At 74.1% G+C, this 24,721-nt stretch carries 23 protein-coding genes; 14 read left to right on the top strand and 9 right to left on the bottom strand.

The genetic code is table 11. The features are described 5' to 3' along the window. The first annotated feature begins 352 nt into the window (after nt 1-352). Nucleotides 353-1,081, top strand: a complete 729-nt coding sequence (locus EV383_RS27735) for a phosphatidylserine decarboxylase (protein ID WP_130292661.1) — start codon at nt 353-355, stop codon at nt 1,079-1,081. Next, a complete protein-coding gene (gene pssA, locus EV383_RS27730) occupies nt 1,078-2,082 on the top strand; it encodes a CDP-diacylglycerol--serine O-phosphatidyltransferase (RefSeq protein ID WP_130292660.1) in 1,005 nt (334 codons plus the stop codon). The genes EV383_RS27735 and pssA overlap by 4 nt, the downstream gene beginning before the upstream one ends. A gap of 46 nt (nt 2,083-2,128) precedes the next feature. On the opposite strand, the gene galE is transcribed toward pssA, so the two are convergent. Continuing rightward, entirely contained in the window at nt 2,129-3,118 is a 990-nt protein-coding gene (gene galE / locus EV383_RS27725) for a UDP-glucose 4-epimerase GalE (RefSeq protein WP_130292659.1), read from the bottom strand. Between the two features lie 124 nt (nt 3,119-3,242). Here galE and EV383_RS27720 point away from each other — a divergent pair, with 124 nt between their 5' ends. Continuing rightward, complete coding sequence (locus EV383_RS27720; protein ID WP_130292658.1) at nt 3,243-5,585, top strand: AAA family ATPase; 2,343 nt, start codon at nt 3,243-3,245, stop codon at nt 5,583-5,585. Nucleotides 5,586-5,673: 88 nt separating this feature from the next. On the opposite strand, the gene EV383_RS32775 is transcribed toward EV383_RS27720, so the two are convergent. Continuing rightward, nucleotides 5,674-6,450, bottom strand: coding sequence for a LytR C-terminal domain-containing protein (locus EV383_RS32775; RefSeq protein ID WP_130292657.1), 777 nt, complete (start codon nt 6,448-6,450; stop codon nt 5,674-5,676). An 80-nt stretch (nt 6,451-6,530) separates the two neighbouring features. Next, nucleotides 6,531-6,842: a nucleoid-associated protein NapA gene (locus EV383_RS27710; RefSeq protein ID WP_130292656.1), complete on the bottom strand. Its 312-nt coding sequence runs from the start codon at nt 6,840-6,842 to the stop codon at nt 6,531-6,533. A 450-nt stretch (nt 6,843-7,292) separates the two neighbouring features. On the opposite strand from EV383_RS27710, the gene EV383_RS27705 reads away from it, so the two are divergent. Genes EV383_RS27705 through EV383_RS27690 form a run of 4 tightly spaced genes read left to right on the top strand, consistent with a single transcriptional unit; the run spans nt 7,293 to nt 11,162 of the window. Further along, a complete protein-coding gene (locus EV383_RS27705; protein WP_207223677.1) occupies nt 7,293-8,576 on the top strand; it encodes a flavin-containing monooxygenase in 1,284 nt (427 codons plus the stop codon). Between the two features lie 13 nt (nt 8,577-8,589). Continuing rightward, nucleotides 8,590-9,351: an SDR family NAD(P)-dependent oxidoreductase gene (locus EV383_RS27700; RefSeq protein ID WP_130292654.1), complete on the top strand. Its 762-nt coding sequence runs from the start codon at nt 8,590-8,592 to the stop codon at nt 9,349-9,351. Between the two features lie 28 nt (nt 9,352-9,379). Beyond that, entirely contained in the window at nt 9,380-9,961 is a 582-nt protein-coding gene (locus tag EV383_RS27695; RefSeq protein ID WP_130292653.1) for a peptide deformylase, read from the top strand. Between the two features lie 4 nt (nt 9,962-9,965). After that, a complete protein-coding gene (locus EV383_RS27690) occupies nt 9,966-11,162 on the top strand; it encodes an amidohydrolase family protein (RefSeq protein WP_130292652.1) in 1,197 nt (398 codons plus the stop codon). On the opposite strand, the gene EV383_RS27685 is transcribed toward EV383_RS27690, so the two are convergent. Then, complete coding sequence (locus EV383_RS27685) at nt 11,159-11,797, bottom strand: response regulator (protein WP_130292651.1); 639 nt, start codon at nt 11,795-11,797, stop codon at nt 11,159-11,161. The genes EV383_RS27690 and EV383_RS27685 overlap by 4 nt on opposite strands. Further along, nucleotides 11,794-12,996 carry a sensor histidine kinase gene (locus EV383_RS27680; RefSeq protein WP_130292650.1) on the bottom strand — a complete coding sequence of 401 codons (1,203 nt, stop codon included), beginning with the start codon at nt 12,994-12,996 and terminating at the stop codon, nt 11,794-11,796. Before EV383_RS27680 ends, EV383_RS27685 begins: the two co-directional genes overlap by 4 nt. Before the next feature lie 119 nt (nt 12,997-13,115). Between EV383_RS27680 and EV383_RS27675 the strand changes: the two genes are divergently transcribed. Further along, nucleotides 13,116-13,829: an ABC transporter ATP-binding protein gene (locus EV383_RS27675; protein ID WP_130292649.1), complete on the top strand. Its 714-nt coding sequence runs from the start codon at nt 13,116-13,118 to the stop codon at nt 13,827-13,829. Next, nucleotides 13,826-15,823, top strand: a complete 1,998-nt coding sequence (locus EV383_RS31485; protein WP_165438525.1) for an FtsX-like permease family protein — start codon at nt 13,826-13,828, stop codon at nt 15,821-15,823. Before EV383_RS27675 ends, EV383_RS31485 begins: the two co-directional genes overlap by 4 nt. Before the next feature lie 10 nt (nt 15,824-15,833). Here EV383_RS31485 and EV383_RS27665 read toward each other — a convergent pair whose 3' ends face one another. Together EV383_RS27665 and EV383_RS27660 are read right to left on the bottom strand one after the other, a co-directional pair. Continuing rightward, complete coding sequence (locus tag EV383_RS27665) at nt 15,834-16,070, bottom strand: hypothetical protein (RefSeq protein WP_130292648.1); 237 nt, start codon at nt 16,068-16,070, stop codon at nt 15,834-15,836. A gap of 212 nt (nt 16,071-16,282) precedes the next feature. Beyond that, complete coding sequence (locus EV383_RS27660; protein WP_130292647.1) at nt 16,283-16,714, bottom strand: nitroreductase family deazaflavin-dependent oxidoreductase; 432 nt, start codon at nt 16,712-16,714, stop codon at nt 16,283-16,285. A 220-nt stretch (nt 16,715-16,934) separates the two neighbouring features. On the opposite strand from EV383_RS27660, the gene thiC reads away from it, so the two are divergent. Then, complete coding sequence (gene thiC, locus EV383_RS27655; protein WP_130292646.1) at nt 16,935-18,593, top strand: phosphomethylpyrimidine synthase ThiC; 1,659 nt, start codon at nt 16,935-16,937, stop codon at nt 18,591-18,593. A 10-nt stretch (nt 18,594-18,603) separates the two neighbouring features. On the opposite strand, the gene EV383_RS27650 is transcribed toward thiC, so the two are convergent. Next, on the bottom strand, nt 18,604-19,182 hold the full coding sequence (locus EV383_RS27650; protein ID WP_130292645.1) for a Uma2 family endonuclease: 579 nt from the start codon (nt 19,180-19,182) through the stop codon (nt 18,604-18,606). An 81-nt stretch (nt 19,183-19,263) separates the two neighbouring features. Here EV383_RS27650 and thiD point away from each other — a divergent pair, with 81 nt between their 5' ends. The 4 genes from thiD to EV383_RS27630 all read left to right on the top strand — a co-directional run bounded on the left by thiD (nt 19,264) and on the right by EV383_RS27630 (nt 23,924). After that, nucleotides 19,264-20,127 (top strand): bifunctional hydroxymethylpyrimidine kinase/phosphomethylpyrimidine kinase, encoded by an 864-nt coding sequence (thiD, locus tag EV383_RS27645; RefSeq protein ID WP_130292644.1) that lies wholly within the window; start codon nt 19,264-19,266, stop codon nt 20,125-20,127. Between the two features lie 154 nt (nt 20,128-20,281). Then, nucleotides 20,282-22,555, top strand: a complete 2,274-nt coding sequence (locus EV383_RS27640) for a xanthine dehydrogenase family protein molybdopterin-binding subunit (RefSeq protein ID WP_130292643.1) — start codon at nt 20,282-20,284, stop codon at nt 22,553-22,555. After that, nucleotides 22,552-23,112: a (2Fe-2S)-binding protein gene (locus tag EV383_RS27635; RefSeq protein WP_130292642.1), complete on the top strand. Its 561-nt coding sequence runs from the start codon at nt 22,552-22,554 to the stop codon at nt 23,110-23,112. Before EV383_RS27640 ends, EV383_RS27635 begins: the two co-directional genes overlap by 4 nt. Then, nucleotides 23,109-23,924: an FAD binding domain-containing protein gene (locus tag EV383_RS27630; RefSeq protein ID WP_130292641.1), complete on the top strand. Its 816-nt coding sequence runs from the start codon at nt 23,109-23,111 to the stop codon at nt 23,922-23,924. Before EV383_RS27635 ends, EV383_RS27630 begins: the two co-directional genes overlap by 4 nt. A 131-nt stretch (nt 23,925-24,055) precedes the next feature. Here the strand turns inward: EV383_RS27630 and EV383_RS27625 are convergent, their stop codons facing one another. Then, nucleotides 24,056-24,706, bottom strand: coding sequence for a response regulator transcription factor (locus tag EV383_RS27625; RefSeq protein WP_130292640.1), 651 nt, complete (start codon nt 24,704-24,706; stop codon nt 24,056-24,058). Nucleotides 24,707-24,721: the final 15 nt, after the last annotated feature.

The raw sequence follows: 24,721 nt of genomic DNA, 5'->3' as shown, positions 1-24,721 counted from the left end.
CCCTTCACAGCACAGAGCCCACCGCCCGTCGCTGGGGAGCGGACGAGCGGTTCCAAGGTCGGGGTCGTCGTCTCGGGGGATGACGGCCCCGACCCTTTGCGTGCACCCGGTGGTCACCGGATCTTCCCCGCCCCGCCGCCGTGACGATCCCGGGCCCGGCACCGCCCGTTGCGGGGTTCCGCGTAGCGTGTCGCCGACAGTCCGGATCGGCGCACATGTCCAGGTCTTCTCCCTCGACCCGGACGCGGTGAACCGGCGCAGCGTAGACCGACAGCACCGGCCGCGGCCGTCGCCGGTCACCGGGAAACGGTGGCCCGCGCGCCCTCCGGCGCGGAGGAGCCGACAACCACCCATGCCCGACTCCACCGGGACCTCGCCGACCCACATCGCCCGACTGGTGCGGGAGGCGGTCCCGCCGATGCACCCGGGCGGCCGGCCGATCGTCGCCGGGGTCGGCCTCGCCGCGGCCGGTCTGCGGCTGCTGACCGGGCGGGGCGGCGCCACCGGGCTGCTCGCGACCGCCGCCGCGGCCGCGTTCTTCCGGGCCCCGCACCGCACGCCCCCGGCCCGCACCGGCGTCGTGCTCGCCCCCGCCGACGGCACCGTCGCGACCGTCGGCGAGGTCGTCCCGCCTCCGGAGCTGGACCTGCCGCGCGATCCCTGCGTGCGGGTGAGCGTGTTCCTCTCGCTGCTCGACGTGCACGTCCAGTGGGTCCCGGTGCACGGCCGCGTCCGCGCCGTCACCTACACCCCCGGGGCGTTCCTCTCCGCCGACCTGGACAAGGCCAGCGAGGACAACGAGCGCAACGCGATCACCGTCGAGACGGCCGCCGGGCAGCGCGTCGGCGTCGTCCAGATCGCCGGGCTGCTCGCCCGGCGGATCGTCTGCCCCCTGACCGCCGGCGACGAGGTCGCGGCCGGTGAGCTGTTCGGACTGATCCGGTTCGGGTCGCGGGTGGACACCTACCTGCCCCCGGGGGCGTCCGCGCTCGTGACGCCCGGGCAGCGTAGCGTCGGCGCGGAGACCGTGCTGGCCGAGCTGCCGCCCGTCCCCGGCGGGGATACGGGGCCGCGGGCATGAGTCCCGCGACGCCGCGCCGTCCCGAGGGCGGCTACCCCGCCGGGGTGCGGCTGCTGCCGAACGCGGTGACCGTGCTGAACCTGTGCGCCGGGCTGTCCGCGGTCTACTTCGCGCTCGGTGGCCGGTTCGAGTTCGCGATCGGCTCGATCGCCGCCGCGGGGCTCTGCGACGCGCTCGACGGCGGGCTGGCCCGCCTGCTCGACGCCAGCAGCCGGATCGGCGCCGAGCTCGACTCGCTCGCCGACCTCGTCTCCTTCGGGGTGGCCCCGGCCCTGGTCATCTACATCTGGGGCCTGCAGGACACCCGCGCCGGGTGGGTCGTCGCGCTGGTGTTCGCGGTGTGCATGGCGCTGCGGCTGGCCCGCTTCAACACCCTGATCGACGACGACTCGGCGCCGCCGTTCGCCCGCGAGTTCTTCGTCGGCGTCCCGGCCCCGGCCGCGGCGATGACGGCCGGCATCCCGCTCTACCTGTGGCTGCACCTGGGACCGGGCTGGTGGTCGTCGCCGATCGTGGTCGCGGTGTGGGCGCTGGTCACCGCGGGCCTGATGGTCAGCCGGCTGCCGACGCTGTCGCTGAAGACGATCCGGGTGCCGCAGCGGGCGATCGCCCCGCTGCTCGTGGTGATCTGCGTGATCGTCGCGGTCCTGCTCACCGTGCCGTTCCTGGGGATCACGATCGCGGCGCTGCTCTACCTCGCGCTGATCCCGTACACGATGTACCGCTACCGATGGCTCTCGAAGCACCCGGAGGCCTGGGACGTGCCGGTGCGCCAGCGCCGCGCCGTCGCCCGCGCCGCCCGCTCCGCGCGCCGCCTCGGCCTGCGCCCGCCGCTGCGCCGCCGGGTCGCCGGACGGGCCGGGGCGATGGCCCGCGGCATGGCCCGCCGCCTGGGCAACGAGGACCGGCCGTCGTCGAACGGGATCCCCCCGGCGTCGCCGCGCCGCGGCCCGACGCCCCCGCGTGGCAGCCGGCGCAACCTCGGTCTGCGCCGCCGCTGACCGGCCCTCCGGGCCTGCGCCGCTGATCGGGCCTCGGGCCGGGACGTCAGGCGAGGCGCTCGTCGCGGACGGCGGCCCAGCGCAGGGAGTCGGTGATCCCCTCGGCGACGGTGTGCTCCGCCGTCCAGCCGAGCAGGTCCCTCGCCCGGTCGCTGCGGGTGTAGGCGCCGGCGACGTCGCCGGGCCGGGCGTCGGCGGTGCGGACCTCCACCGGCTCGTCGACGACGCCGTTGAACGCCTCGACCAGCTCGGTGACGGTCGTCCCGGTGCCGGTGCCCAGGTTGATCGCGAGCGAGCGGTGCGCGCCCAGCACGTCGTCGAAACGCTGCAGGGCCGCGACGTGTGCGGCCGCGAGGTCCCAGACGTGGACGTAGTCGCGGATGCCCGAGCCGTCCCGGGTCGGCCAGCCGGTGCCGGTGACCGAGAACGGGACACGTGCGTCGCGGGCCTCGATCAGCTTGCCGAGCGCGTGGCTGGGACGGCGCAGCTGCAGGCCGGTGCGCAGGCCCGGGTCGGCGCCGATCGGGTTGAAGTAGCGCAGCGACAGCACCCGCAACGGCGTCCCGGCGGCGACGTCGGTGAACATCTGCTCGCAGACGGCCTTCGTACGCGCGTACGGGCTCTCCGGCCCGAGCGGGGAGTCCTCGTCGACGCTGAAGTCGTCGTTCGCGCGGTAGATCGACGCCGAGGAGCTGAACAACATCCGGGTGGCGCCGTGGCGGAGCAGGTGGCCGACGAACTCCAGGCTCGTCGACACGTTGGCCCGGTAGTAGCCGACCGGGTCGGCGACCGAGTCCGGGACGACGATCAGTGCCGCGCAGTGCACGACGGCGTCGATGTCCGGGTGCTCGGCGAACACGCGGTCGATCACCGCGCCGTCGGCGATGTCGCCCTCGACGAAGTGGCGGCCGCGGGTGAACTCGCGCCGCCCGGTGACGAGGCTGTCCACGATCACCGGTTCGATCCCCGCGTCGAGGCAGGCGGAGGCGACCGTGCTGCCGATGTAGCCGGCGCCGCCGGAGATCAGGACCTTCATCGTGGGGCGGGCTCCTCTGCGGGGCGGTCTCTCACGGGCCCGGGCCGGACCGCCGACGAGCGTAGGCGCCGCCGCGCCGGGCCGGGCCCGCGGGCCCGGCGGTCCTCGGCGATAGGTTGGGTGTGTGCCGGACCCGTCGCTGACCCTGGTCGCCCGCCTCGCCTCCTCGGCCGCCGACTCCCGGCGCGGGGTCGTCCGGCTGCACCCGGAGGTGCTCGACGCGCTCGGGCTGCGCTCCTGGGACGCGGTCTCGCTCACCGGGGCGCGGGTGACCACCGCCCTCGCCGTCGCCGACGGCAACGGTGCGATCCCCGGTCAGGCCCGGCTCGACGACGTCACGCTGTCCAACGCCGGGCTGACCGACGGGGCGCAGGTGGTGGTCTCGCCGGCCGCCGTCGTGCCCGCCCGCACGGTGCGCCTGGCCGGGTCGCGGCTGGCCAGCTCGATGGTCACCCCGGAGACGGCGCGCCTGGCCCTGATGGGCAAGGTCCTCGCGCCCGGTGACGCGGTGTCGCTGCTGCCCCAGGACATCGCCCCGCCGCCCGGCGCCGACGTGCACTCCGCCCGCCGCGCGCTGAGCAACGCCATCGGTGGGGCGTGGACCAGCGAGCTGCTGACCGTCGCCGAGGTCGAACCGGCCGGGACGGCGGTGGCCGTGCAGCCCTCGACGGTCGTCGGCTGGCACGGCGGTGCGAGCACCGGCGATCCCGCGCCCACGGCCCGCGCCACGAACCCGGCGGTGGCGGGGAGCCCGGGCACGCAGGCCCCTCCGATCACGGGGGCCGACGGCGTCCGTTCCGCGTCCACGCGCCCCGGGGAGACCCCGGCGGCCCCGGAGCCCGACGTCGCGGCCGCCCCTGCCGGGGAGGCCCTGCCGATCGACGCGCTCATCGGCAACGTCGCCGCCGCGCGCCGGCTCGTCGAATGGCTGGAGCTGACGTTCCAGCGCCCCGAGCTGCTCACCCGCCTCGGCGGGTCCCCGAGGCTCGGCGTGCTGCTGGCCGGGCCGGAGGGCGTCGGCAAGGCGACGCTCGTGCACAGCGCGGCCGCCGCCGTCGGGGCGCGGTGCGTCGAGCTCGTCGCGCCCGCCGCCGCGGCGCTGGAACCGGCCTCGGCCGCGGCCCGGGTGCGCGAGGTGCTCGCCGCCGCCCGCCCGGTCGACGGCGTCCCGGTCGTGCTCCTGGTCAACGACGTGCACGCGCTGCTCCCGGCCGCGACCCCGCCGCCGCTGGCGCAGCTCGTGCTGGACGAGCTGCGCGCCGCCACCGCGCCCGGTGGGCCCGCGCTGGTCGCCACCACCTCCGAGCCCGAGGGCGTCGACCCGCGGCTGCGCGCGCCCGACCTGATCGACCGCGAGCTCGTCGCGTCGCTGCCCGACGGCCGGACGCGCCGCGAGCTGCTGGAGCGCCTGCTGGCCGACGTCCCGCGCGCCGGCGACGTCGACCTCGCCGCGGTCGCCGAACGCACCCCCGGCTTCGTCGTCGCCGACCTGACCGCCGTCCGCCGCGAGGCCGCGATCCAGGCCGCGCTGCGCGGCGGCAGCGGAGACGGCGCGGAAGGGGACGCGGACGGGGACGGACCGCAGGTGTGCCAGCAGGACCTGCTCGACGCCGTCGGCTCGGTCCGTCCCATCTCGCTGTCCGACAGCGGCACGCTGGGCAGCGGCGGGATCACCCTGGACGACGTCGGGGACATGACCGAGGTCAAGCAGGCCCTGACCGAGGCCGTGCTCTGGCCGCTGCGCTACCCGGACTCGTTCGCCCGCCTCGGCGTCGACGCGCCGCGCGGCGTGCTGCTCTACGGCCCGCCCGGCGGCGGCAAGACGTTCCTGCTCCGCGCCCTGGCCGGCACCGGCAACCTCAACGTGTTCGCGGTCAAGGGCGCCGAGCTGCTCGACAAGTACGTGGGGGAGTCCGAGCGCGCGGTCCGCGAGCTGTTCCGCCGCGCCGCCGAGGCCGCGCCGTCGCTGCTGTTCCTCGACGAGGTCGACGCCCTGGCCCCGCGACGCGGCGGCTCCACCGACTCCGGCGTCGCCGACCGGGTGGTCGCCGCCCTGCTCACCGAGCTCGACGGCGCGACGCCGCTGCGCGAGGTCGTCGTGGTCGGGGCCACGAACCGCCCGGAGCTGGTGGACCCGGCCCTGCTGCGCCCCGGACGCCTCGAGCGCCTGGTGTTCGTGCCGCCGCCGGACGCCGCCGCGCGCGAGGACATCCTGCGCGCGTCCGGGCGCAACATCCCCCTCGCCGACGACGTCGACCTGCCCGCACTGGCCGCGGACCTGGAGGGCTACTCGGCGGCCGACTGCACCGCGGTGCTGCGCGAGGCGGCGCTGACGGCGATGCGCGAGTCCCTCGACGCCGTCGAGGTCACGGCGGCGCACCTGGCCGCCGCGCGCACGTCGGTCGGGCCGTCGCTGGACCCGGCGCAGGTCGCGGAGCTGCAGGCCTACGCCGACCGGCGGGCCTGAGACTCCTCTCGGGCCGACCCCGGGAACGACCACGGCCCCGGACCACTGGTCCGGGGCCGTGCGCGCGCTGGGGAGCGGAGTTCGGGGATCAGGCCGCCTTGAAGTCCTTGGTGATGATCACGATGATCCCCGGGGTGGCGTCCTGGATGCCGGCGAACCGGGGCTCGGAGCGGATGCCCCACTTGCGGGCCATCTCGTCCGCGGCCGTCTTCTCCGCGGTGCCCTGCCGGTAGTAGACGGTGGTGGCCGGGATGACGCCCTGCGGGTAGTTCTGCACGGCGGCGACCGTCCAGCCCGCGCGGCGGAACTCCTCGGCGGCCTTCTCGGCCAGGCCCTTGACCGTGCTGTTGTTGTAGACGCGCACCACCGGACGGGCCGCGGTGGCCGATCCGGCCGCCCCGCCCTCGGCTCCGGCGCGGGCCGCGCCGGGTGCACCGGCACCGGGGGCGCCCGCCCCACCGGCTGCGCCCGCCGCACCGGGTGTACCCGGAGCGCCGGGGGTCCCGGGCGCTCCCGGGGTGAGCGGCGTTCCGCCGCCGGCTCCGTTCGCGCCGGGGGCACCGGGGGTTCCGGGCGCACCCGGGGTCCCCGGCGCGGCGCCGTTCGCACCGCCGGCACCGTTCGCACCGGGGGTTCCGGCCGCGTTCGGGTCCGCGTCGGGAACCGCGTTCGGGTCGGCGTTCGGGTCGTTGCCCGGCGCGGCGGTCGCGCTCGGCGGCGCGGCCGAGGAGCTCTCGTCGCCACCACCGCCGAGACCGGTCAGGCCGAACAGGCCGACGACGCCGGCCAGGACTCCGACGCCGATCAGGGCGATACCGGCCACCTTCAGCGGCGAGCGGCCGCCGGGTGAGCTGGGTGCGGTCACGGCAACCTCCGGGTCGGGCACGGACGGCGCAGGGCCGTGTCGCGGGATGGCGTCACGCGCTGGACCGGCACGTCATCGCCTCAAGGCTCGATGCCGAGACGGCGCGCGGCGCGTGTGCGCTGACGGCTGGTGCGCAGCCGGCGGAGGCGCTTGACCAGCAGCGGGTCCACCGCCAGCGCCTCGGGCTTGTCGACCAGCGCGTTCAATACCTGGTAGTAGCGGGTGGCGGACATGTCGAACAGCTCGCGGATGGCCTGTTCCTTGGCCCCCGCGTACTTCCACCACTGACCCTCGAACGCGAGGATCTCGCGCTCGCGACGGTCGAGCTCACGGGAAGCGGCAGCGGAGCGGTGTGCTCCACGGCGTTCCGCAGCGGTCTCAGCGGACTCCATCACGCTCCTCGCGCGGCCGATCGACGATGTCCTGGATGGAATGACACGACTGTCATTCGCGGGGCACATTGAACCACGGGGCACCGACAGGAAACGCCCGCGACGCGCCACCCGGGAGTGAATCCTCCCGGCGTCCGCCGCCCCGGATGGCGCAGGCGCGCCGAGCGGATCGGATCGGACGTCGCAAGACCCGGACACGCATCGTGGCGGTCGGCCGTGACCGGTCGGAGATCGTCACCCGTCCGTCACGGTACGGGCGGCTGAACGCCGGACGACCGCCGAACGGCCCGTCCCGTCCGTCGTCGGCCCGTCCGATGCGGCGGGCGGATGATCCCTAGTATCCGAAGATCCGGAGAGCGGTCGACCGGTGCCGTCGCCGACGCGAGACTGTCGCCGACAGCGGGCACGCCTCGTCCGCTCCACACCGTCCGACGTCGCGCGGGGGCGCCCATGAAGGTCTGCATCATCGGCTCCGGGGCCTCCGGCATCACGGTCGCGAAGGCGCTCAGGCAACACGGCGTCGCGTTCGACTGGTTCGAGAAGGGCTCCGCCGTCGGCGGGATGTGGCGCTACGACAACGACAGCGGGACGTCGTCGGCCTACCGCTCGTTGCAGATCGACACCAGCTCCCGGAGCCTGTCCTACCCGGACTTCCCGGTGCCGGAGCACTGGCCGCCCTACCTGCGCCACGAGCAGGTGCTGGAGTACCTCGAGTCCTACGCGCGGCACTTCGGCGTCCTCGACGACGTCACCACCTCCACCGAGGTCACCTCCGTGGAGCCCCTCGACGGCGGCCGCTGGTCGGTCACCACGGCGACCGGCACCACCGGGGTCTACGACGCGGTCGTGGTCGCGAACGGTCACCTGAGCGTGCCGCGCACGCCGGAGGTCCCCGGCGACTTCGACGGCACGCGGATGCACTCGCACCACTACCGGACCCCGGAGGAGTTCACCGGCAAGCGTGTCGTCGTGGTCGGGATCGGCAACTCCGCCTGCGACATCGCGGTCGACCTGGCGCGCGTCGCCGAGCAGGTCCACCTCTCGGTGCGACGCAGCGCGTGGATCCTGCCCAAGTACCTGTTCGGGCGCCCGACCGACCACTGGGGACGGTTCTTCTCCGGTCGCCTGAAGCTGCCGACGAGGCTGTCGCGGACCGCGGTGCGGTGGGTGGCCCGCCTCGCGTCCGGCGGCCAGGAACGCTTCGGCCTGCCCGGGCCGCCGCACAAGGTCCACCAGGCGCACGGGACGGTGAGCCAGGAGCTGCTGCCCTACATCGCCTACGACTGGATCCGGGTGCACCCGACCATCGAGCGCTTCGACGGCGGCGAGGTCGTGTTCTCCGACGGGACCCGGGTGCGCGCCGACGCCGTCATCCACGCCACCGGCTACGACACGTCGTTCCCGTTCCTGCCCGACGACGTCGTGGACGCGGCCCGCCACGGCGAGCGGCTCTACCGGCGGATGGTGCACCCGGACCGTCCGACGCTGCTCTTCGCCGGTCTCGTCCAGCCGGTCGGGCCGACGATCCCGCTGGTGGAGGTGCAGGGACGCTGGATCGCGCGCGTCCTCACCGGAGCGGTGCCGCTGCCGCGACCGGCCGCGATGGAGTCCGAGATCGCCGCGCACCGGCGGTGGGTGGCGAAGACGTTCGTGGGATCGCCACGGCACCGGCTCGAGGTCGACTTCCGCGACCACGTGACGGGCCTGGCGAAGGACATGGAGACCGCGTCGTGAGGCCGGAGGGGTCATGAGGCTGGACGGGAAGGTCGCCGTCGTCACCGGCGCGGCATCGGGGATCGGCCGCGCCGGAGCCGCGCTGTTCGCCGCCGAGGGTGCCCGTGTGGTGGCGTTCGACCGCGACGCCGCCGGCCTGGACGAGACCGTCGGGGCGATCACGGCGCAGGGCGGCGAGGCGGTCGCCGTCGTCGGTGACGTGGGCGAGGCCGGTGACAACGAGGCCGCCGTCGGGACCGCGGTGTCGCGCTTCGGCGGGCTGGACGTGATGTGGGCCAACGCCGGCGTCGCGGCGCCGTTCCGGTCGATCACCGAGACCGCGCCGGAGGACTTCGACCGGATGATGACGGTCAACGCCCGCGGCCCGTGGCTGGCCGCCCGCGCCGCGTTCGGCCCCCTGCGCGAGCGGGGCGGAGGGTCGGTCGTGATCACCGCGTCGCTGTCGGGCCTGAAGGGGCGCGCCGACGCGAGCGCCTACCAGTCGTCGAAGGGCGCGACGGTGATGCTGGTCCGGTCGCTGGCCCGCGAGTTCGGCCCGCACCGGATCCGGGTCAACTCGGTCTGCCCGCTCGCGTCGGAGACCCCGATGTGGGCGACGCTGATGGAGGGATACATGGACCCCGACGTGGCCGCCGTCGAGTTCGCGAAGGTCGTCCCGCTCGGGCGCCTGGCCTACCCGGACGACGTCGCGAAGGCGGCGCTGTTCCTGGCCGGGGACGACTCGTCGTTCATCAGCGGGGTGAACCTCCCCGTCGACGGCGGCTCCTCCGCCTGAGGACCGCGGCAGCCGTACGATCACCGGCGTGACGGTCCTGCCCATCCGCATCGTCGGTGACCCCGTGCTGCACAACCCGACCCGCCGCGTCGAGCAGGTCGACGACGCGCTGCGGCAGCTCGCCGCCGACATGGTCGAGACCATGGAGGCCGCGAACGGCGTCGGCCTGGCCGCGAACCAGGTGGGCGTGGACCTGCGGATGTTCGTCTACGCGTGCCCGGACGAGGAGTCGCGCACGATCCGCCGCGGCCTGGTGGTCAACCCGGTGTTGGAGACCTCGGCGCGACCGGAGGTCATGCCGGACCCCGACGACGACCACGAGGGCTGCCTGTCGGTGCCCGACGAGAGCTTCCCGACCGGCCGCGCCGAGTGGGCCCGCGTCACCGGGACCGATCTCGAGGGCGGGCCCGTCGACGTCGAGGGCAAGGGCTTCTTCGCCCGCTGCCTGCAGCACGAGGTCGACCACCTCGACGGCCTGATCTACCTGGACCGTCTGATGGGCCGCAACCAGCGCGCGGCGAAGAAGATGCTCAAGCGCAACGCCTGGGGCGACCCGGGCCGCTCCTGGGACCCGGCCACCCAGCACGCCGAGGACGTCGAGCGGGGCTGAGCCGATGGACACCGTCCTCGTCGCCGACCGGGTCCTCGTCGGGGACGCCGGCGAGGTGGTCGAGCCGTCGCAGCCGCCCGCAGGCGTGCTCATCCGTGACGGCCGGATCGCGGCCGTCGGCACCGCCGCCGAGGTCCGTGCCCGGAGTGTCGACGCCCAGGAGCTGGCGTTCCCCGGCGGCACCGTCCTGCCCGGCCTCGTGAACTCCCACGTCCACCTGTGCGGGGACCTGAGCCGGGAGCCCTTCGGCACCGCGAGCTCCGGCGACCGGGACGCGATCGCCGCGCTGATGCGGCGCAACGCTCTCTCGGCGCTGCGCGGCGGGTGCACGACGGTCCGCGATCTGGGCGACAGCCACGGCCTCGCGTTCACCCTGCGGGACGCGATCGCGGCCGGCGAGGTGCCCGGCCCCCGCATCCTCGCGGCCGGGACGCCGTTGACGGTCCCGGGCGGGCACTGCTGGTTCCTCGGAGGCGAGGTCGAGGGCCGGGCCGCGATCGCCGACCGCATCGACCACCTGGCCGCCGCCGGGGCTGACCTGATCAAGGTCATGGCCGGCGGCGGCCAGATGACGCCCACCGGCCCGTCGATGTACTCCTCGCAGTTCGACCCCGCCGACCTGGCCTTCGTCGTGGAACGTGCCGCCGTGCACGGGCTGCGGGTCGCCGGACACGCCCACGCCACGCGCACGATCATCGAGTGCGTCGACGCGGGCGTGCACACCGTCGAGCACTGCGGGTGGCGGACCGGACCCGGGAAGGTGGAGCTCTGCGACGCGACCGCCGCCCGGATGGCGGAGGCCGGGATCGCGGCGGGGGACACGACGCCACCGCAGTGGCGGATGCTGGCCGAGAAGATCCCGTTCCCGGAGGACTTCCGGCTCGGCGACCAGCTGCCGTGGATGCGCGATCACGGCGTACCGATCCTCGTCGGCACCGACTCCGGACTGCCGAACGCGGTGTTCGACCGGTTCCCCACGTCGCTGGAGCTCTACACCGAGCGCGGCTTCGACCGTGCGCATGTCCTGGCCCTGGTCACCGCCCTCGCCGCGGACACCCTCGGGCTGGCGGACGAGACGGGCCGGGTGCGGCCCGGCCTCGCCGCCGACCTGCTGGTCGTCCCCGGCGATCCCCGCGACGATCTGCAGGCCCTGGGGCGGCCGCAGCTGGTCATGGCCCGCGGACGGCGCTTCGAGGGTTAGGAGACCACCCGGTTCTCCCACGCCCACGCCGCGACCTCGACGCGGTTGCGGGCGTCGAGCTTGGCGTGGATGTTGCCCATGTGCGTCTTGACCGTGGACAGCGAGACGAACAGGTCCGCGGCGATCTCGTTGTTCGTCCGGCCCCGGGCCACCGAGCGGACGACGTCGAGCTCGCGCGGGGAGAGCGTGTCGCCCGCGCCGCGGGCCGGGCGGGGCGCGGTGAGCCGCTCCAGCAGCCGCACCGTGACCGACGGCGAGACCAGCGCGTCCCCGGCCGCGGCGGCGCGCACCGCCTCGACCAGCAGCCGCGGCCCGGCGTCCTTGAGCAGGAACCCGCACGCCCCGGCGCGCAGCGCGCCGTAGACGTACTCGTCGTCGTCGAACGTCGTGACGACGACGATCCGCGGCGGCGACGGGTCCGCGGCCAGCGCCGTCGTCGCCTCCAGGCCGTCGAGCTGTGGCATACGGATGTCCATCAGCACGACGTCGGGGCGCAGCTCCCGGGCGCGGGTGACGGCGTCGACGCCGTTGCCGACCTCGCCGACCACCTCGATGCCGTCCTCGGCCCCGAGGATCAGGCGGAAGCCGGTGCGGACCATCTCCTGGTCGTCGGCCAGCAGCACCCGGATCGTCATGGACGCACCCCGATCGGCAGCCGGGCCGCGACCGTCCAGACGCCCGGACCGGTCGGCCCGGCGTGCAGCACCCCGTCCAGCGCGGCGACCCGCTCACCCATCCCGGCCAGGCCGAACCCGCCCGCGCCGCCGGGGATCGCCGGCCGTTCGGGGCCGACGCCGTCGTTGCGCACCGTCACCTGCAGATGCTCGTCGCGCACGTGCAGCTCCACCTCCACCGTCGCGGCGCCGGGCGCATGCCGGCGCACGTTCGTCAGAGCCTCCTGCACGACCCGGTAGCCGGTCGCGGCGACTCCCGCGGGCAGCACGGCGTGCTCGATCCCGGGGTCGGTGCGCAGCCGGACCCGGTCCCCGTCCCCGCCGACGCCCTGGTCGAAGCGCCGGACAAGCTCGGCGATCCCGGCGAGGTCGGCGCCGGGGGTCCGGGCGCCGTCGGTCTGCCCGCGCAGCACGCCGACCATGCGCCGCATCGCCGTCAGCGCGTCGGCGCCGGCGTGCTCGATCGAGGCCAGCGCCCGGTCGACCTCGTCGGGGCGGGTCCGCGCGACCACGGACGCGGCCTGCGCGGCGACCACGATCCCGGTCACGTGGTGGGCGACGACGTCGTGCAGCTCCCGGGCCAGCTCCATCCGTTCGGCGCTGCGGGCGTCCTGCAGCTGGGCCCGGCGCCGCGACGCCGCCTCGCGCAGCGCCAGCCCGATCGCCGCCGTCCCGATCCAGCCCATCACCGACAGCGAGACGAACGCGGTCGCGGTCCCGTCGAAGCCCGGACGCAGCAGCGGCGAGGAGACGATCACCGCCCCGGAGGCCACGACGACACCGACGGACTCCCGGTTCGTGGTCCGCTGCAACGCCGAGATCGTGACCACGGCCAGCGCGAGCTGCTCGCAGAACGACATCGACGGCAGGGCGGGCCAGGGGAGGGCGGGGACGACCCGCACGGTCCATCCGACGACGGTGGCCGCCGCGGACAGTCCGAACGCGACGGTGACGGCACGGTGGGGACCCAGCCGTCCGCGGGCCAGGACCACGGCCGCGACCCCCGCCCCGATCACCGGCGCGGCGACGGCGCCCGGCGTACCGGAGAGCGCGGCGACGCCGTCGGCCGCCAGCCAGAACAGGTAGCCGAGCACCTCCACCGGCGTCCGCAGCCGTCCCGCCAGCTGCGCCGCCCGTCCCGTCCCGGTCCCCTGCAACACCCGATCAGCCTAGGACCGCGACCGGCCCCGGCGGCTCGGTCGAAGGGACGAGTCCGGCGCTCCACGATCCACCCTCCGCCCGAGGTACCGGAGCGGCTCCCGGCGGGATCGTCACCGGCATGACCGAGAACCCGCATCTCACCCCGCCCGTCCTGGCCGGGCGAGGCGTGACCAAGCGCTACGGCGCGACGACCGTGCTGGACCACGTGGACCTCGACGTCGGGCCCGGGGAGACGGTCGCGGTGACCGGGCCGTCGGGCTCCGGCAAGTCGACACTGCTGCACTGCCTGGCCGGGATCACGACGCCGGACGACGGCGAGATCGTGCTGGCCGGGGAGCGTGTCGACAGGCTGACGGAGTCCCGGCGCGCGGCGCTGCGCCGGGAGCGGATCGGGTTCGTGTTCCAGTTCGGGCAGCTGCTCCCGGAGCTGCCGGCGGTGGAGAACGTCGCGCTGCCGCTGATGCTCTCCGGGGTGCGCCGGAGTGAGGCGGTGCGACGGGCCGCCGCCTGGTTCACCTCGCTGGGCATCGAGGGGCTGGAGCTGCGCAGACCGGGCCAGCTCTCCGGCGGGCAGGAGCAGCGGGTCGCGATCGCCCGCGCGCTCGTCGCCGGGCCCGCGGTGGTGTTCGCCGACGAGCCCACCGGTGCGCTGGACTCCGCCACCGGCGCGCAGGTGATCGGGCTGCTCACCGGGCTGGCCGTGCGCACCGGCACCGCACTCGTCGTCGTCACCCACGACGCCGACGTCGCGGCCCGCTGCCACCGGACGGTCTCGTTGCGCGACGGCCGGGTCGCCACCCCCACGGTCACCTCGGCCGGGGCGGGGGCGTGAGCGCCCGGCTGGCGCTGCGGCTGCTGCGCCTCGGCGGGCGTCCGGCGTGGACGTCGGCGGGTCTGGTCGCGGCCGGTGTCGCGATGGCGACGGCGCTGCTCTGCGTCGCGCTCGGGGCGCTGCACGGGCTCGACGAGCGGCAGTCGCGGACGGCCTGGCGCGACCCCGCCCCGGCCGCGTCCCCGGCGGAGGCGGTCGCGCAGCTGCGCACCCGGACCGACGCCGTCGCGGGGCGTCCGGTCACCGAGGTGAACATCGTCGCGCCCCGGGCCGGTGCGGCCCCGCCGCCGGGTCTGTCGCGGATGCCGGCGCCGGGGGAGGTGTGGATGTCGCCGGCGCTCACCGCGCCGGCCGCGACGCTGCCGCCCGGTGACCTCGCCGACCGCTACCCGGGCCCGGTGACCGGCGTGCTGGGCGACGCCGGGCTGCGCGACCCGGACGAGCTCGTCGCCGTCGTCGGACGGCCCGCGGGCGACCCGGTGCTCACCGCGCCGGGCACGTCCCCGGCCGTCGCCGTGGCCGCGTTCGACCGGCCGTCGGGTGCGGACACCGACGCCGCGATCCAGGCCGAGATCTACCGCCAGCTCACGATCGTCGCCGCCGCGCTGGTGCTGTTCCCGGCGGCCGGGCTGATCGGTGCCTCGGCGCGGCTGTCGGCGGCCCGGCGCGGCGAGCGGCTGGCCACCCTGCGCCTGCTCGGGGCGTCGACGTCACGGATCACGGTGGTGGCGGTGGCCGAGGTGACGGTCGCCGCGGCCGCCGGCGCGCTGGCCGGGATCGCGCTGGAGTGGCTCGCCGCCCCGGCACTGGCCACGATCCCGCTGGCCGGCGGCGGCTGGTTCGCCGCCGACGTGCGCCCGTCGTTCCCGACGCTGCTCGCCGTGCTCGGGGGGATCACGCTGCTGGCCACGGCGTCCGCGATCGGCGGGCTGCGCCGGGTCGTGATCAGCCCGCTCGGTGTCGTCCGGCGCCGGGACCCGCAGTTCGTGCGGGGTCTGCGGCTGCTCGGCCCGGTCGCGGCGGTCGTCGTCTTCGGGATCGCGAACGCCTACCGGCAGGCCTCGCCGATCGCGGCGGCCGGGCCGGTGTTCGCGATCGGGGTGCTGGCCCTGTTCGGGGCGGTGAGCGTCATCGGCCCGCTGGTCGTGCGCGGCGTCGGCTCGGTGATGGCGCGACGGGCGCGCTCGCCGCACCGGCTGCTGGCCGGGCGCCGTCTGCTCGACGACCCGAAGGGCGCGTTCCGCCCGCTGGCCGGGCTCACGCTGGCCGTGTTCGTCGCCGGCTTCCTCGCACCGCTGACCTCGGCGTTGTCGGCCGTCGAGCCGGGCCGGACCGACGTCGTGACGATCCCGGTGCCGGCCGCGGCGGCCGAGGCGGTCGCCGGGCGGGTCCGGGCCGAGCTCGGGCCGTCCGGGGTGGTGACCGTCGACGCCGAACCGGAGGAGTCCGCGCAGGCGGTCCCGGTGCGCGACGGCTTCGTCGCGCTGACGGTGGCGGCCCCGGTGGCCGAGCACGACCGCGTCCGCACGGTGCTCGACCGGGCCGTCCCGGGCACCCTCGCCCTGACCCCGGCCGAGTCCGCGCAGGACGTCACCGTGCTGGGGGAGGACCTGGGACGCGGTGCGCTCGTCGTGCTCGTCGCGACGTTCCTGCTCGCCGCCACCGCGGCCGGGACGACCGCCGCCGCCCGCGTCCTCGATCACCGGCACGTCCTGTACCTGCAACGGCTGACCGGGACCCCGCTGTCTGTGCTCGACCGCGCCCGCCGGGCCGAGACGCTCGCGCCACTGCTGGCCAACGGGGCGATCGCGCTCGCGCTGGGGCTGCTCTGCGCGTCCCCGTTCGCCCTGGCGGGCGCGGCGCTGCAGGCGCGGGGGCTGGTGGTGTTCGGCGGGCTGCTGGCCGCCGGCACGCTGATCGTGCTCGGGGCGACGGCGGCCAGCCGTCCGTTGCTCGCCTCGGTGACCGCGCCGGGACGCGAACGCGCCCGGTGACGCGGCCGGGTCAGGGCCGGCGCACCTGCCGGCAGGCGGACTCGATCTCGTGCCAGGCGCGGTGGGCCCGCTCGTCGGAGTCGGTCCAGGCCCTGGCCTCGGCGGCCGCGGCCTCGTCGCCGTGCTCGGCCAGGACGTGCAGCTCGACGAGCCGGTCACGCCACGCGCCGTCGGGATCGGCCGGGGTCGCGCCGTTCGGGGCGTCGATGTCGTTCGGGGACGGGACGATCCGGGGGTCGATCGACATCGTGGCGCACTCTCCTGCGGGTCACGACCGGCGTACGGACGCCGGCCGGGCTGGAGTTCCCGAGCCTCCCGGGGACCGGGGGAGCGCGACGGCAACCTGAGACACCGACAGTGCCCGCGCGGTCACCGAACCGCCATGGAACGTGACGAAGGCCGGTACCCGATCGGGTACCGGCCTTCCGTTGCGCCTCACACAGATGCGCTCCGCGGGGCTCAGGCCTTCGGCTCGAGCACGAACACGGGGATCACACGGCTGGTCTTGGTCTGGTACTCGGCGTAGGGCGGGTAGGCCTCGACGGACCGGTCCCACCACTGCTCGCGCTCGTTGCCGGAGACCTCACGGGCGACGAAGGTGCCGGTCGACGTGCCGTCCTGCACCGTGACGGTCGGGTTCGCGACCACGTTGTGGTACCAGGCGGGGTGCTCGGGGGTGCCGCCCTTGGACGCGATCATCGCGTAGGCGCCGTCGTGCTCGACCCGCATCACCGGGACGTAGCGCTGCTTGCCGGACTTGGCGCCGGTCGTGGTGACCAGGACGATCGGGCGGTCCATCACCGTCACGCCCTCGGTGGTGCCGTTCTCGAGGATCTTCTCGGTCTGCTCGCGGACCCAGTCGGTCGGGCTCAGTTCGGCGTTCTGCGTCATGTCCGCCGCAACGTCGCAGGCCGGGGCGCTATTCCGTCCCTGCGGGTGATGTCCGGCGCTCGCCGCCCGGAGATCGGGTCTGGTGCCGGGACGTGATCCGTGGTTACGGTTCGATCACATCTGAACACGCGGGAGCTCCGTGGCACGGGGCTGAGAGGGCGACGACTCGGTCGCCGACCGCTGAACCAGCCGGGTAATGCCGGCGAGGGAGGAAGTCGTCATGACGACGCTGTCCGGTCACGTGCGTCCACAGGTCACCACCGGCCCGATCCGCGGGTCGCGCAAGGCCTACCTGGACGGACCCGGGGGCCTGCGGGTCCCGGTCCGCCGCATCGACCTGAGCAACGGCGAGCACCACGACGTCTACGACACCTCCGGCCCCTGGACCGACGACACCGCGTCCGTGGACGTGCGGGCCGGGCTGCCCGCCGTGCGGACGAACTGGGTCGCGGAGCGGGAGCCGGAGAACGGGGCGGTGACGCAGCTCGCGTACGCGAAGGCGGGCGTGGTCACGCCGGAGATGCGCTACATCGCGATCCGCGAGAGCTGCGACGTGGAGCTCGTCCGGTCCGAGGTCGCGCGCGGCCGGGCCGTCATCCCGGTGAACGTGAACCACCCCGAGTCCGAGCCGATGATCATCGGCAAGCGGTTCTTGGTGAAGATCAACGCCAACATCGGCAACTCGGCGGTCACCTCCACCGTCGCCGACGAGGTGGACAAGATGGTGTGGGCGACGCGCTGGGGCGCCGACACCGTCATGGACCTCTCGACCGGCCGCGACATCCACACCACGCGCGAGTGGATCATCCGGAACTCCCCGGTCCCGATCGGCACGGTGCCGATCTACCAGGCACTGGAGAAGGTCGACGGCGACCCGCAGGCGCTGACCTGGGAGATCTACCGCGACACCGTGGTCGAGCAGTGCGAGCAGGGCGTCGACTACATGACGGTGCACGCCGGGGTGCTGCTGCGCTACGTCCCGCTCACCGCCAAGCGGATGACCGGGATCGTCTCCCGCGGCGGCTCGATCATGGCCGCGTGGTGCCTGGCGCACCACCGCGAGTCGTTCCTCTACACGCACTTCTCCGAGCTGTGCGAGATCTTCCGCCGCTACGACGTCACGTTCTCCCTGGGCGACGGCCTGCGCCCCGGCTCGATCGCCGACGCCAACGACACCGCCCAGCTCGCCGAGCTGGAGACCCTGGGTGAGCTGACGCGGATCGCGAGGAGCCACGACGTCCAGGTGATGATCGAGGGTCCCGGTCACGTCCCGATGGACAAGATCGTGGAGAACGTGCGCCTCGAGGAGCAGTGGTGCGACGAGGCGCCGTTCTACACGCTCGGCCCGCTCGCCACCGACATCGCGCCCGGCTACGACCACATCACCTCGGCCATCGGCGCGGCGACGATCGCGCAGGCCGGCACCGCGATGCTCTGCTACGTCACGCCCAAGGAGCACCTGGGCCTGCCGAACCGCGACGACGTCAAGACCGGCGTGATCACCTACAAGATCGCCGCGCACGCCGCCGACCTGGCCAAGGGCCACCCGCGCGCGCAGGAACGCGACGACGCCCTGTCCCAGGCCCGGTTCGAGTTCCGCTGGCGCGACCAGTTCGCGCTGTCCCTGGACCCGGACACCGCGCAGGGCTTCCACGACGAGACGTTGCCCGCCGAGCCGGCGAAGACCGCGCACTTCTGCTCGATGTGCGGGCCGAAGTTCTGCTCGATGAAGATCACCCAGGACGTCCGTGACTACGCCGAGGAACACGGCCTGACCAGCGTCGAGGCGATCGAGGCCGGGATGGAGGAGAAGTCCGGAGAGTTCCGCGACGAGGGCGGGCGCGTCTACCTGCCGCTGAGCCCGGCCGCCGGCGACTGACGGCCCGGGATCAGAGCAGGGCGTCGAGATCGAGCGTGACGTCGAATGGTGCGGTGGCGGAGAACGTGCCCGTCACCGCACCTCCGTCGGCGTAGCCGAACTCCCCGGCCAGGTGGCAGGCCAGCATCGACACCGGCTCGGTGAGGTCGACGATCCAGTAGTGCGCGATGCCGGCGTCGGCGTACTCGGCCCGCTTGTGCACGTGGTCGATCCGTCGGGAGCCGGGCGACAGGACCTCCACGGCGACCCGGATGTCCGATGCCAGGAACACACCGCCCTCCGCGCGAACACGCCGACGGGCCGATCGCGGAACGACGACCAGGTCGGGCCGCCGCACCGTCCCCGGTGCCCCGGGTGGGGAGAGCTGAAGGTCGACATCCATGTCGGTCAGCGACTCGAACTCGGCCGGGAGCTGACCGCGGAGCTGGAAGGCCATCTCCATCGCGGCATGGTTGTGATCGGGAGCAGGACCTGGGGACATGAGCAGTCGCCCTTCGACGAGCTCGCTGTACCCGGGCTCGATCTCGCCGATCTCCAGATACTCGGACACGGTGAGCAGATGTGACGGTGCAACCGGCTGGATCGTCATGGCTGACCTCCTCCCAACGGAGTGTCCCACGAGGTACCGACAGAATCGGGCGAGCAACGCCCCACCAGGAAGGGAACCTCCATGCCGGAGAAGACCGTCGGCACCACTCCACCCCGGGTGATCACGATCGCGGGCACCGACTCCGGGGGCGGTGCCGGGATCCCGGCCGACCTGCGGGCGTTCGCCGCGTGCGGGGTGCACGGCTGCCTGGCCGTGTGCGCGGTGACGGTGCAGAACTCGGTCGGTGTCACCGGCGTGCACACGATCCCCGTCGAGACGATCGCGGGGCAGATCCGCGTCGTGGCGCAGGACATCGGGGTACAGGCGGCGAAGACCGGGATGCTGGCCACCACCGAGATCATCGAGACGGTCGCCGCGACGTGCGACGAGGTCGGCATCGGCCGCGACCACGCCGCATCGTTGATCGTCGACCCGGTCGCGGCGTCGATGCACGGCGACCCGTTGCTGGCCGGCTCCGCGCTGGAGGCCTACCGGACGCAGCTGTTCCCGCGCGCCACGTTCGTCACCCCGAACCTCGACGAGGTGCGCCTGCTCGTCGAGCACGACGTGCACGACCGGGAGGGCCAGTACGCGGCGGCGAAGGCGTTGCACGCCCTGGGTCCACGCTTCGTCCTGGTCAAGGGCGGGCACCTGGCCGAGGACGTCGACGGCTGCGTCGACCTGCTCTTCGACGGGACGACGTTCCTCGAGCTGCCCGGCCCGCGGTTCACCACCGGCAACACCCACGGCGGCGGGGACTCCCTCGCCGCGGCGATCGCGTCCGGTCTGGCCAGGGGGCTGGACCCGGTGGCCGCGGTCCGGTTCGGCAAGCGCTACATCGTCGAGGCGGTGCGGCACTCCTACCCGCTCGGCGCCGGGCACGGGCCGGTCTCGCCGCTGTGGGCGATGCGCCGCTGGTGGGAGGACGACGATCAGGTTTCCTGATCATCACGATTCGCATCTACGGCGAGTTCCGGCAGAGGACACCGTGGATGCGGTCGTCAACGGGAGTGTTGAACCGCTTAGGGTCGGCTCATCCGCAGGTCAGGCACACGGCGACCGTCGCAGGTGACGTCCGGCGCGTATACCCTCGCGCTCGATGAGCATCTTGGGCACACGCGTTGTCCGAACCGAGGATCCGGTCTTCCTCACTCGCGGCGCGACCTACACAGACGACCTGACCGACGAGCGGCTGACCGGAGCGTTGCACCTGACGCTCGTCCGCTCCCCGGTCGCCCACGCCACGATCACCTCGATCGACACGGCCGAGGCGCTCGCCTCGCCCGGCGTCGTCGCCGTGGTCACCGGCGCCGACCTCGACCTCGACCCCGCGCTGCTGTTCCCGGGCGCGAACAAGTCGATGACCCGTCCCTTCCTGGCCACCGAGCGGGTCCGGTTCGTCGGCGAGCCCGTCGCCGCGGTCCTGTCCGAGGAGCTCTACCAGGGCGAGGACGCCGCCGAGCTGGTCGACGTCGACTACGACCCGCTCCCGGTCGTGATCGACCCGCTGGTGGCGGTGAACGACGAGACCCTGCTGTTCCCCGAGGCCGGGACGAACATCGCCGCGGCCTACGACTACGACGGCGAGCCCGACCCGGGCTTCTTCGACGGCTGTGAGGTCGTCGTCACCCGTGACCTGGTCAACCAGCGTCTCGCCGCCGCCCCGCTGGAGACGCGTGCGGCCAGCGCGTTCTGGGAGGGCGACAAGCTCACCGCCTACATCTCGAACCAGAACGCCCAGGGCGGACGGGACGAGATCGCCGGCTGGCTCGGCATCGACAAGGACAAGGTCCACGTGATCCTGCCCGACGTCGGTGGCGGCTTCGGCGCCAAGATCGGCTCGGACCCCGAGTTCGCGATCGTCGCCTGGCTCGCGCGGCAGCAGGGCCGTCCGGTCCGCTGGAACGAGAGCCGCTCGGAGAACATGACCGGGATGGTGCAGGGCCGCGCCCAGCGCCAGACGATCACCATCGGCGGCACCCGCGAGGGCAAGGTCACCCACTACCGTCTCGACGTCACGCAGGACGCCGGCGCCTACCCGCGCCTGGGCACGTTCCTGCCGATGTTCACGCGGATGATGGCGCCCGGCACCTACGACATCCCCAACGTCGAGTCCCGCGCCCGCGTCGTCGTCACGAACACGACCTCGATCGCCGCCTACCGCGGCGCCGGCCGCCCGGAGGCCACGGCCGCGATCGAGCGGGCGATGGACCTGTTCGCCGCCGAGATCGGCAAGGACCCGGCCGAGGTCCGCAAGCTCAACGTCGTCTCCCCGGACAAGTTCCCGTTCCAGACCAAGGGTGGCGTCGAGTACGACTCCGGCGAGTACGCCAAGGCGATCGACCTCGCGCTGGCCGAGTCCGGCTACGAGGGGCTGCGCGCCGAGCAGAAGGCCCGCCGCGAGCGCGGCGACGTCCGCCAGATGGGCATCGGCGTCTCCTCCTACGTGGAGATCACCGGTGGTGGCGCGTTCGCCGAGGACGCCTCGGTGGAGGTCCACCCCGACGGCAGCGTCACCGTGCTGACCGGCACCTCGCCGCACGGCCAGGGCCACGCCACGGCGTGGGCGATGCTGGCCAGCGAGCACCTGGGGATCGGCCTCGACAAGATCACCGTCAAGCACGGTGACACCGAGCTGATCCCCAACGGCGGCGGCACGATGGGCTCGCGCAGCCTGCAGACCGGCGGCATCGCGGTGCACCAGGCCGCGGGCGAGCTCGTCGACCTGGCCAAGCAGCGCGCGGCCGACCTGCTCGAGGCGAGCGTCGACGACCTCGAGGTCGACACCGACACCGCGTCGATCACCGTGCGCGGCGTCCCCGGTTCGAAGCACGTCACGTTCGCCGAGCTGGCCGCGGCCGAGCAGCTCAAGGTCGACACCACGTGGGACGGCAAGAAGGCCACGTTCCCGTTCGGCGCGCACGTGTGCGTCGTCGAGGTCGACACCGAGTCCGGCAAGGTCACCGTCGAGAAGATCATCGCGGTGGACGACGCTGGCCCGATCCTCAACCCGCTGCTCTGCGAGGGCCAGCGGCACGGCGGGATCGCGCAGGGCATCGCGCAGGCGCTGCTGGAGGAGGTCGTCTACGACGACGAGGGCCAGCCGCTGACCGGCACGTTCGCCGACTACGGCATCCCGTCCGCGGCGGAGCTGCCCAGCTTCGACCTCGTCGAGATGACCACGCCGACCCCGGTGAACCCCATGGGGTACAAGGGCATCGGCGAGGCCGGGACGATCGGTTCCACCCCGGCCACACAGAGCGCCGTCGTCGACGCCCTGTCGCACCTCGGCATCCGCCACATCGACATGCCGCTCACCCCGCTCCGTGTGTGGGAAGCGATCCAGACCGCCTCGGAGGGGGTCACCAAGTGAAGGTTCAGATCTCGGTCAACGGCGAGGACACCTCCGCCGACGTCGAGCCCCGGCTGCTGCTGGCGCACTACCTGCGCGAGCAGGTCGGGCTCAAGGCCACCAACATCGGCTGCGACACCACCTCGTGCGGGGCGTGCACCGTCCTGCTCGACGGTGAGGCCGTCAAGTCCTGCACGCTGCTCGCGGTGCAGGCCGAGGGTCAGTCGGTGACGACCATGGAGGGCCTCGAGGGCGCCTCCGAGGGTCAGCCGACGCACCCGGTCACCGCGGCGTTCCGCGCAGAGCACGGCCTGCAGTGCGGGTTCTGCACCCCGGGCATGGTCATGTCCGCGGTGTCGCTGATCAGCCACGACGACGACCTGGACGAGCGCAAGGTCCGGGAGGGGCTCGAGGGCAACCTCTGCCGCTGCACCGGTTACCACAACATCGTGCGCGCGGTCCTGGTCGCGGCGGGCAAGGACCCCGACGCCGAGCAGAAGGCCGAGGCGGAGTCCGACGCGCTGCGCACCGCTCCCGGGTTCTCGCGTGGCGAGTCCGCCGAGGAGGCCCGGGCATGATCCCTCTCGCGTTCGACTACGCGCGCCCGGACACCCTCGACGGCGCGCTCGCGCTGCTCGCCGAGAAGGGCGAGGACGCGACCGTCCTGGCCGGTGGGCACTCGCTGATCCCGGTCATGAAGGTGCGCCTCGGCGCCCCGGAGTTCGTGATCGACATCGGCCGCCTGTCCGAGCTGGACTACATCAGGGTCGACGGCGACGAGGTCGCGATCGGTGCCGGCACCAAGCACCGCGACCTGGTGACGTCCGAGGTCCTCGGCGCCGAGGTCCCGCTCGTCCCGGCCGTGGCCCGCACGGTCGGCGACCCGCAGGTCCGCGCCCGCGGCACCCTGGGTGGCTCGATCGCCCACGGTGACCCGGCGTCCGACCTGCCGGCCGCGATCCTGGCGCTGGACGGGAAGGTCGTGCTGCGCAGCCCGCGCGGCGAGCGGACCGTGGGCATCGCCGACTTCTACACCGGGGTGTTCTCCTCGGTGAAGGAGCCCGACGAGCTCGTGACCGAGATCCGCCTGCCCCGCAAGGCCGGCGTGGGCTGGGCCTACGAGAAGTTCACCCGCCGCAGCAACGACTGGGCGATCGTCGCCGTGGCCGTCTGCGACGGCAAGGTGGGCCTGGTGAACATGGGCTCGACGTCCCTGCGCGCCACCGCCACCGAGCAGGCACTGGCCGACGGGAAGTCGATCGCCGAGGCCGCCGCGCTGGCCGACGAGGGCACCGAGCCCCCGGCGGACAACGCCGGCACCCCGGCCTACCGGCGTGCCCTGGTCAAGGTCCTCACCCGCCGGGCGCTGGAGACCGCCTCCGGCGTCTGAGCGACCCCGCACATACGGAGGGCACCCCCGCCAGGGGGTGCCCTCCGTCGTCGTGAGGCCCGGGTTCGAGTTGGACGAGAGCTCCGTTCGTGCACCCGGATGGGACGAGAGCTCCGTTCGTGCGACCGGGCTCAGTCGGCGAGGCCCGCGTCCTGGGCGGCGATCGCGGCCTGGGTGCGCGAGCGCAGACCGAGCTTGGTCAGCACCCGGGACACGTGCGACTTCGTCGTCGCCTCGGTGATCACCAGGGCGGCCGAGATCTCGGCGTTGGACAGTCCCCGTCCGAGACAGGCCAGGACGTCGGACTCGCGGGCGGTGAGCAGGTCCAGCCCCGGCAGCGCGACGCGCCGGGGTGCGTTCGCGTAGCGGTCGATCACCCGGCGGGTGATCTCCGGGGCGAGCACGCCGTCCCCGCGGGCGACGGCCCGGACGGCCCCGCACAGGCTGGGCGCGTCCACGGACTTGAGCAGGAACCCGGCTGCGCCGGCGGCGAGGGCGTCGTCGACGTAGTCGTCGAGGTCGAACGTGGTCAGCACCAGGACCTGCGACGACGCCGCGTCGAGGATCCGCCGGGTGGCCTCGATGCCGTCGATGCCGGGCATCCGGATGTCCATCAGCACGACGTCCGGACGGTGGTGGTCGGCGGCCCGCACCGCGGACGTCCCGTCGGCGGCCTCGGCGACGACCTCGATGTCCTCGGCCGAGGAGAGGATCATCACCAGCCCGGTGCGGATCGCGTCCTGGTCGTCGGCGACGACGACGCGCACGGCATCCGAACTCATGACACCCATCCCAGC

Origin of the sequence: Pseudonocardia sediminis, assembly GCF_004217185.1 — a bacterium.
Taxonomy (GTDB): domain Bacteria; phylum Actinomycetota; class Actinomycetes; order Mycobacteriales; family Pseudonocardiaceae; genus Pseudonocardia; species Pseudonocardia sediminis.
The sequence above is the reverse complement of the archived record's forward strand: the minus strand, read 5'-3'. Positions and strand labels throughout refer to the sequence as shown.

Excerpts from the sequence above, each read along its gene's own strand:
- EV383_RS27625 (WP_130292640.1), bottom strand. The coding sequence starts at position 24,706 with ATGAGTTCGGATGCCGTGCGCGTCGTCGTCGCCGACGACCAGGACGCG.
- EV383_RS27685 (WP_130292651.1), bottom strand. The coding sequence starts at position 11,797 with ATGACGATCCGGGTGCTGCTGGCCGACGACCAGGAGATGGTCCGCACC.
- EV383_RS27630 (WP_130292641.1), top strand. The coding sequence starts at position 23,109 with ATGATCCCTCTCGCGTTCGACTACGCGCGCCCGGACACCCTCGACGGC.
- thiD (WP_130292644.1), top strand. The coding sequence starts at position 19,264 with ATGCCGGAGAAGACCGTCGGCACCACTCCACCCCGGGTGATCACGATC.
- EV383_RS27675 (WP_130292649.1), top strand. The coding sequence starts at position 13,116 with ATGACCGAGAACCCGCATCTCACCCCGCCCGTCCTGGCCGGGCGAGGC.
- EV383_RS27690 (WP_130292652.1), top strand. The coding sequence starts at position 9,966 with ATGGACACCGTCCTCGTCGCCGACCGGGTCCTCGTCGGGGACGCCGGC.
- EV383_RS27640 (WP_130292643.1), top strand. The coding sequence starts at position 20,282 with ATGAGCATCTTGGGCACACGCGTTGTCCGAACCGAGGATCCGGTCTTC.
- EV383_RS27650 (WP_130292645.1), bottom strand. The coding sequence starts at position 19,182 with ATGACGATCCAGCCGGTTGCACCGTCACATCTGCTCACCGTGTCCGAG.
- EV383_RS27735 (WP_130292661.1), top strand. The coding sequence starts at position 353 with ATGCCCGACTCCACCGGGACCTCGCCGACCCACATCGCCCGACTGGTG.
- thiC (WP_130292646.1), top strand. The coding sequence starts at position 16,935 with ATGACGACGCTGTCCGGTCACGTGCGTCCACAGGTCACCACCGGCCCG.
- galE (WP_130292659.1), bottom strand. The coding sequence starts at position 3,118 with ATGAAGGTCCTGATCTCCGGCGGCGCCGGCTACATCGGCAGCACGGTC.
- EV383_RS27710 (WP_130292656.1), bottom strand. The coding sequence starts at position 6,842 with ATGGAGTCCGCTGAGACCGCTGCGGAACGCCGTGGAGCACACCGCTCC.
- EV383_RS27665 (WP_130292648.1), bottom strand. The coding sequence starts at position 16,070 with ATGTCGATCGACCCCCGGATCGTCCCGTCCCCGAACGACATCGACGCC.
- EV383_RS27700 (WP_130292654.1), top strand. The coding sequence starts at position 8,590 with ATGAGGCTGGACGGGAAGGTCGCCGTCGTCACCGGCGCGGCATCGGGG.
- pssA (WP_130292660.1), top strand. The coding sequence starts at position 1,078 with ATGAGTCCCGCGACGCCGCGCCGTCCCGAGGGCGGCTACCCCGCCGGG.
- EV383_RS27705 (WP_207223677.1), top strand. The coding sequence starts at position 7,293 with ATGAAGGTCTGCATCATCGGCTCCGGGGCCTCCGGCATCACGGTCGCG.
- EV383_RS27660 (WP_130292647.1), bottom strand. The coding sequence starts at position 16,714 with ATGACGCAGAACGCCGAACTGAGCCCGACCGACTGGGTCCGCGAGCAG.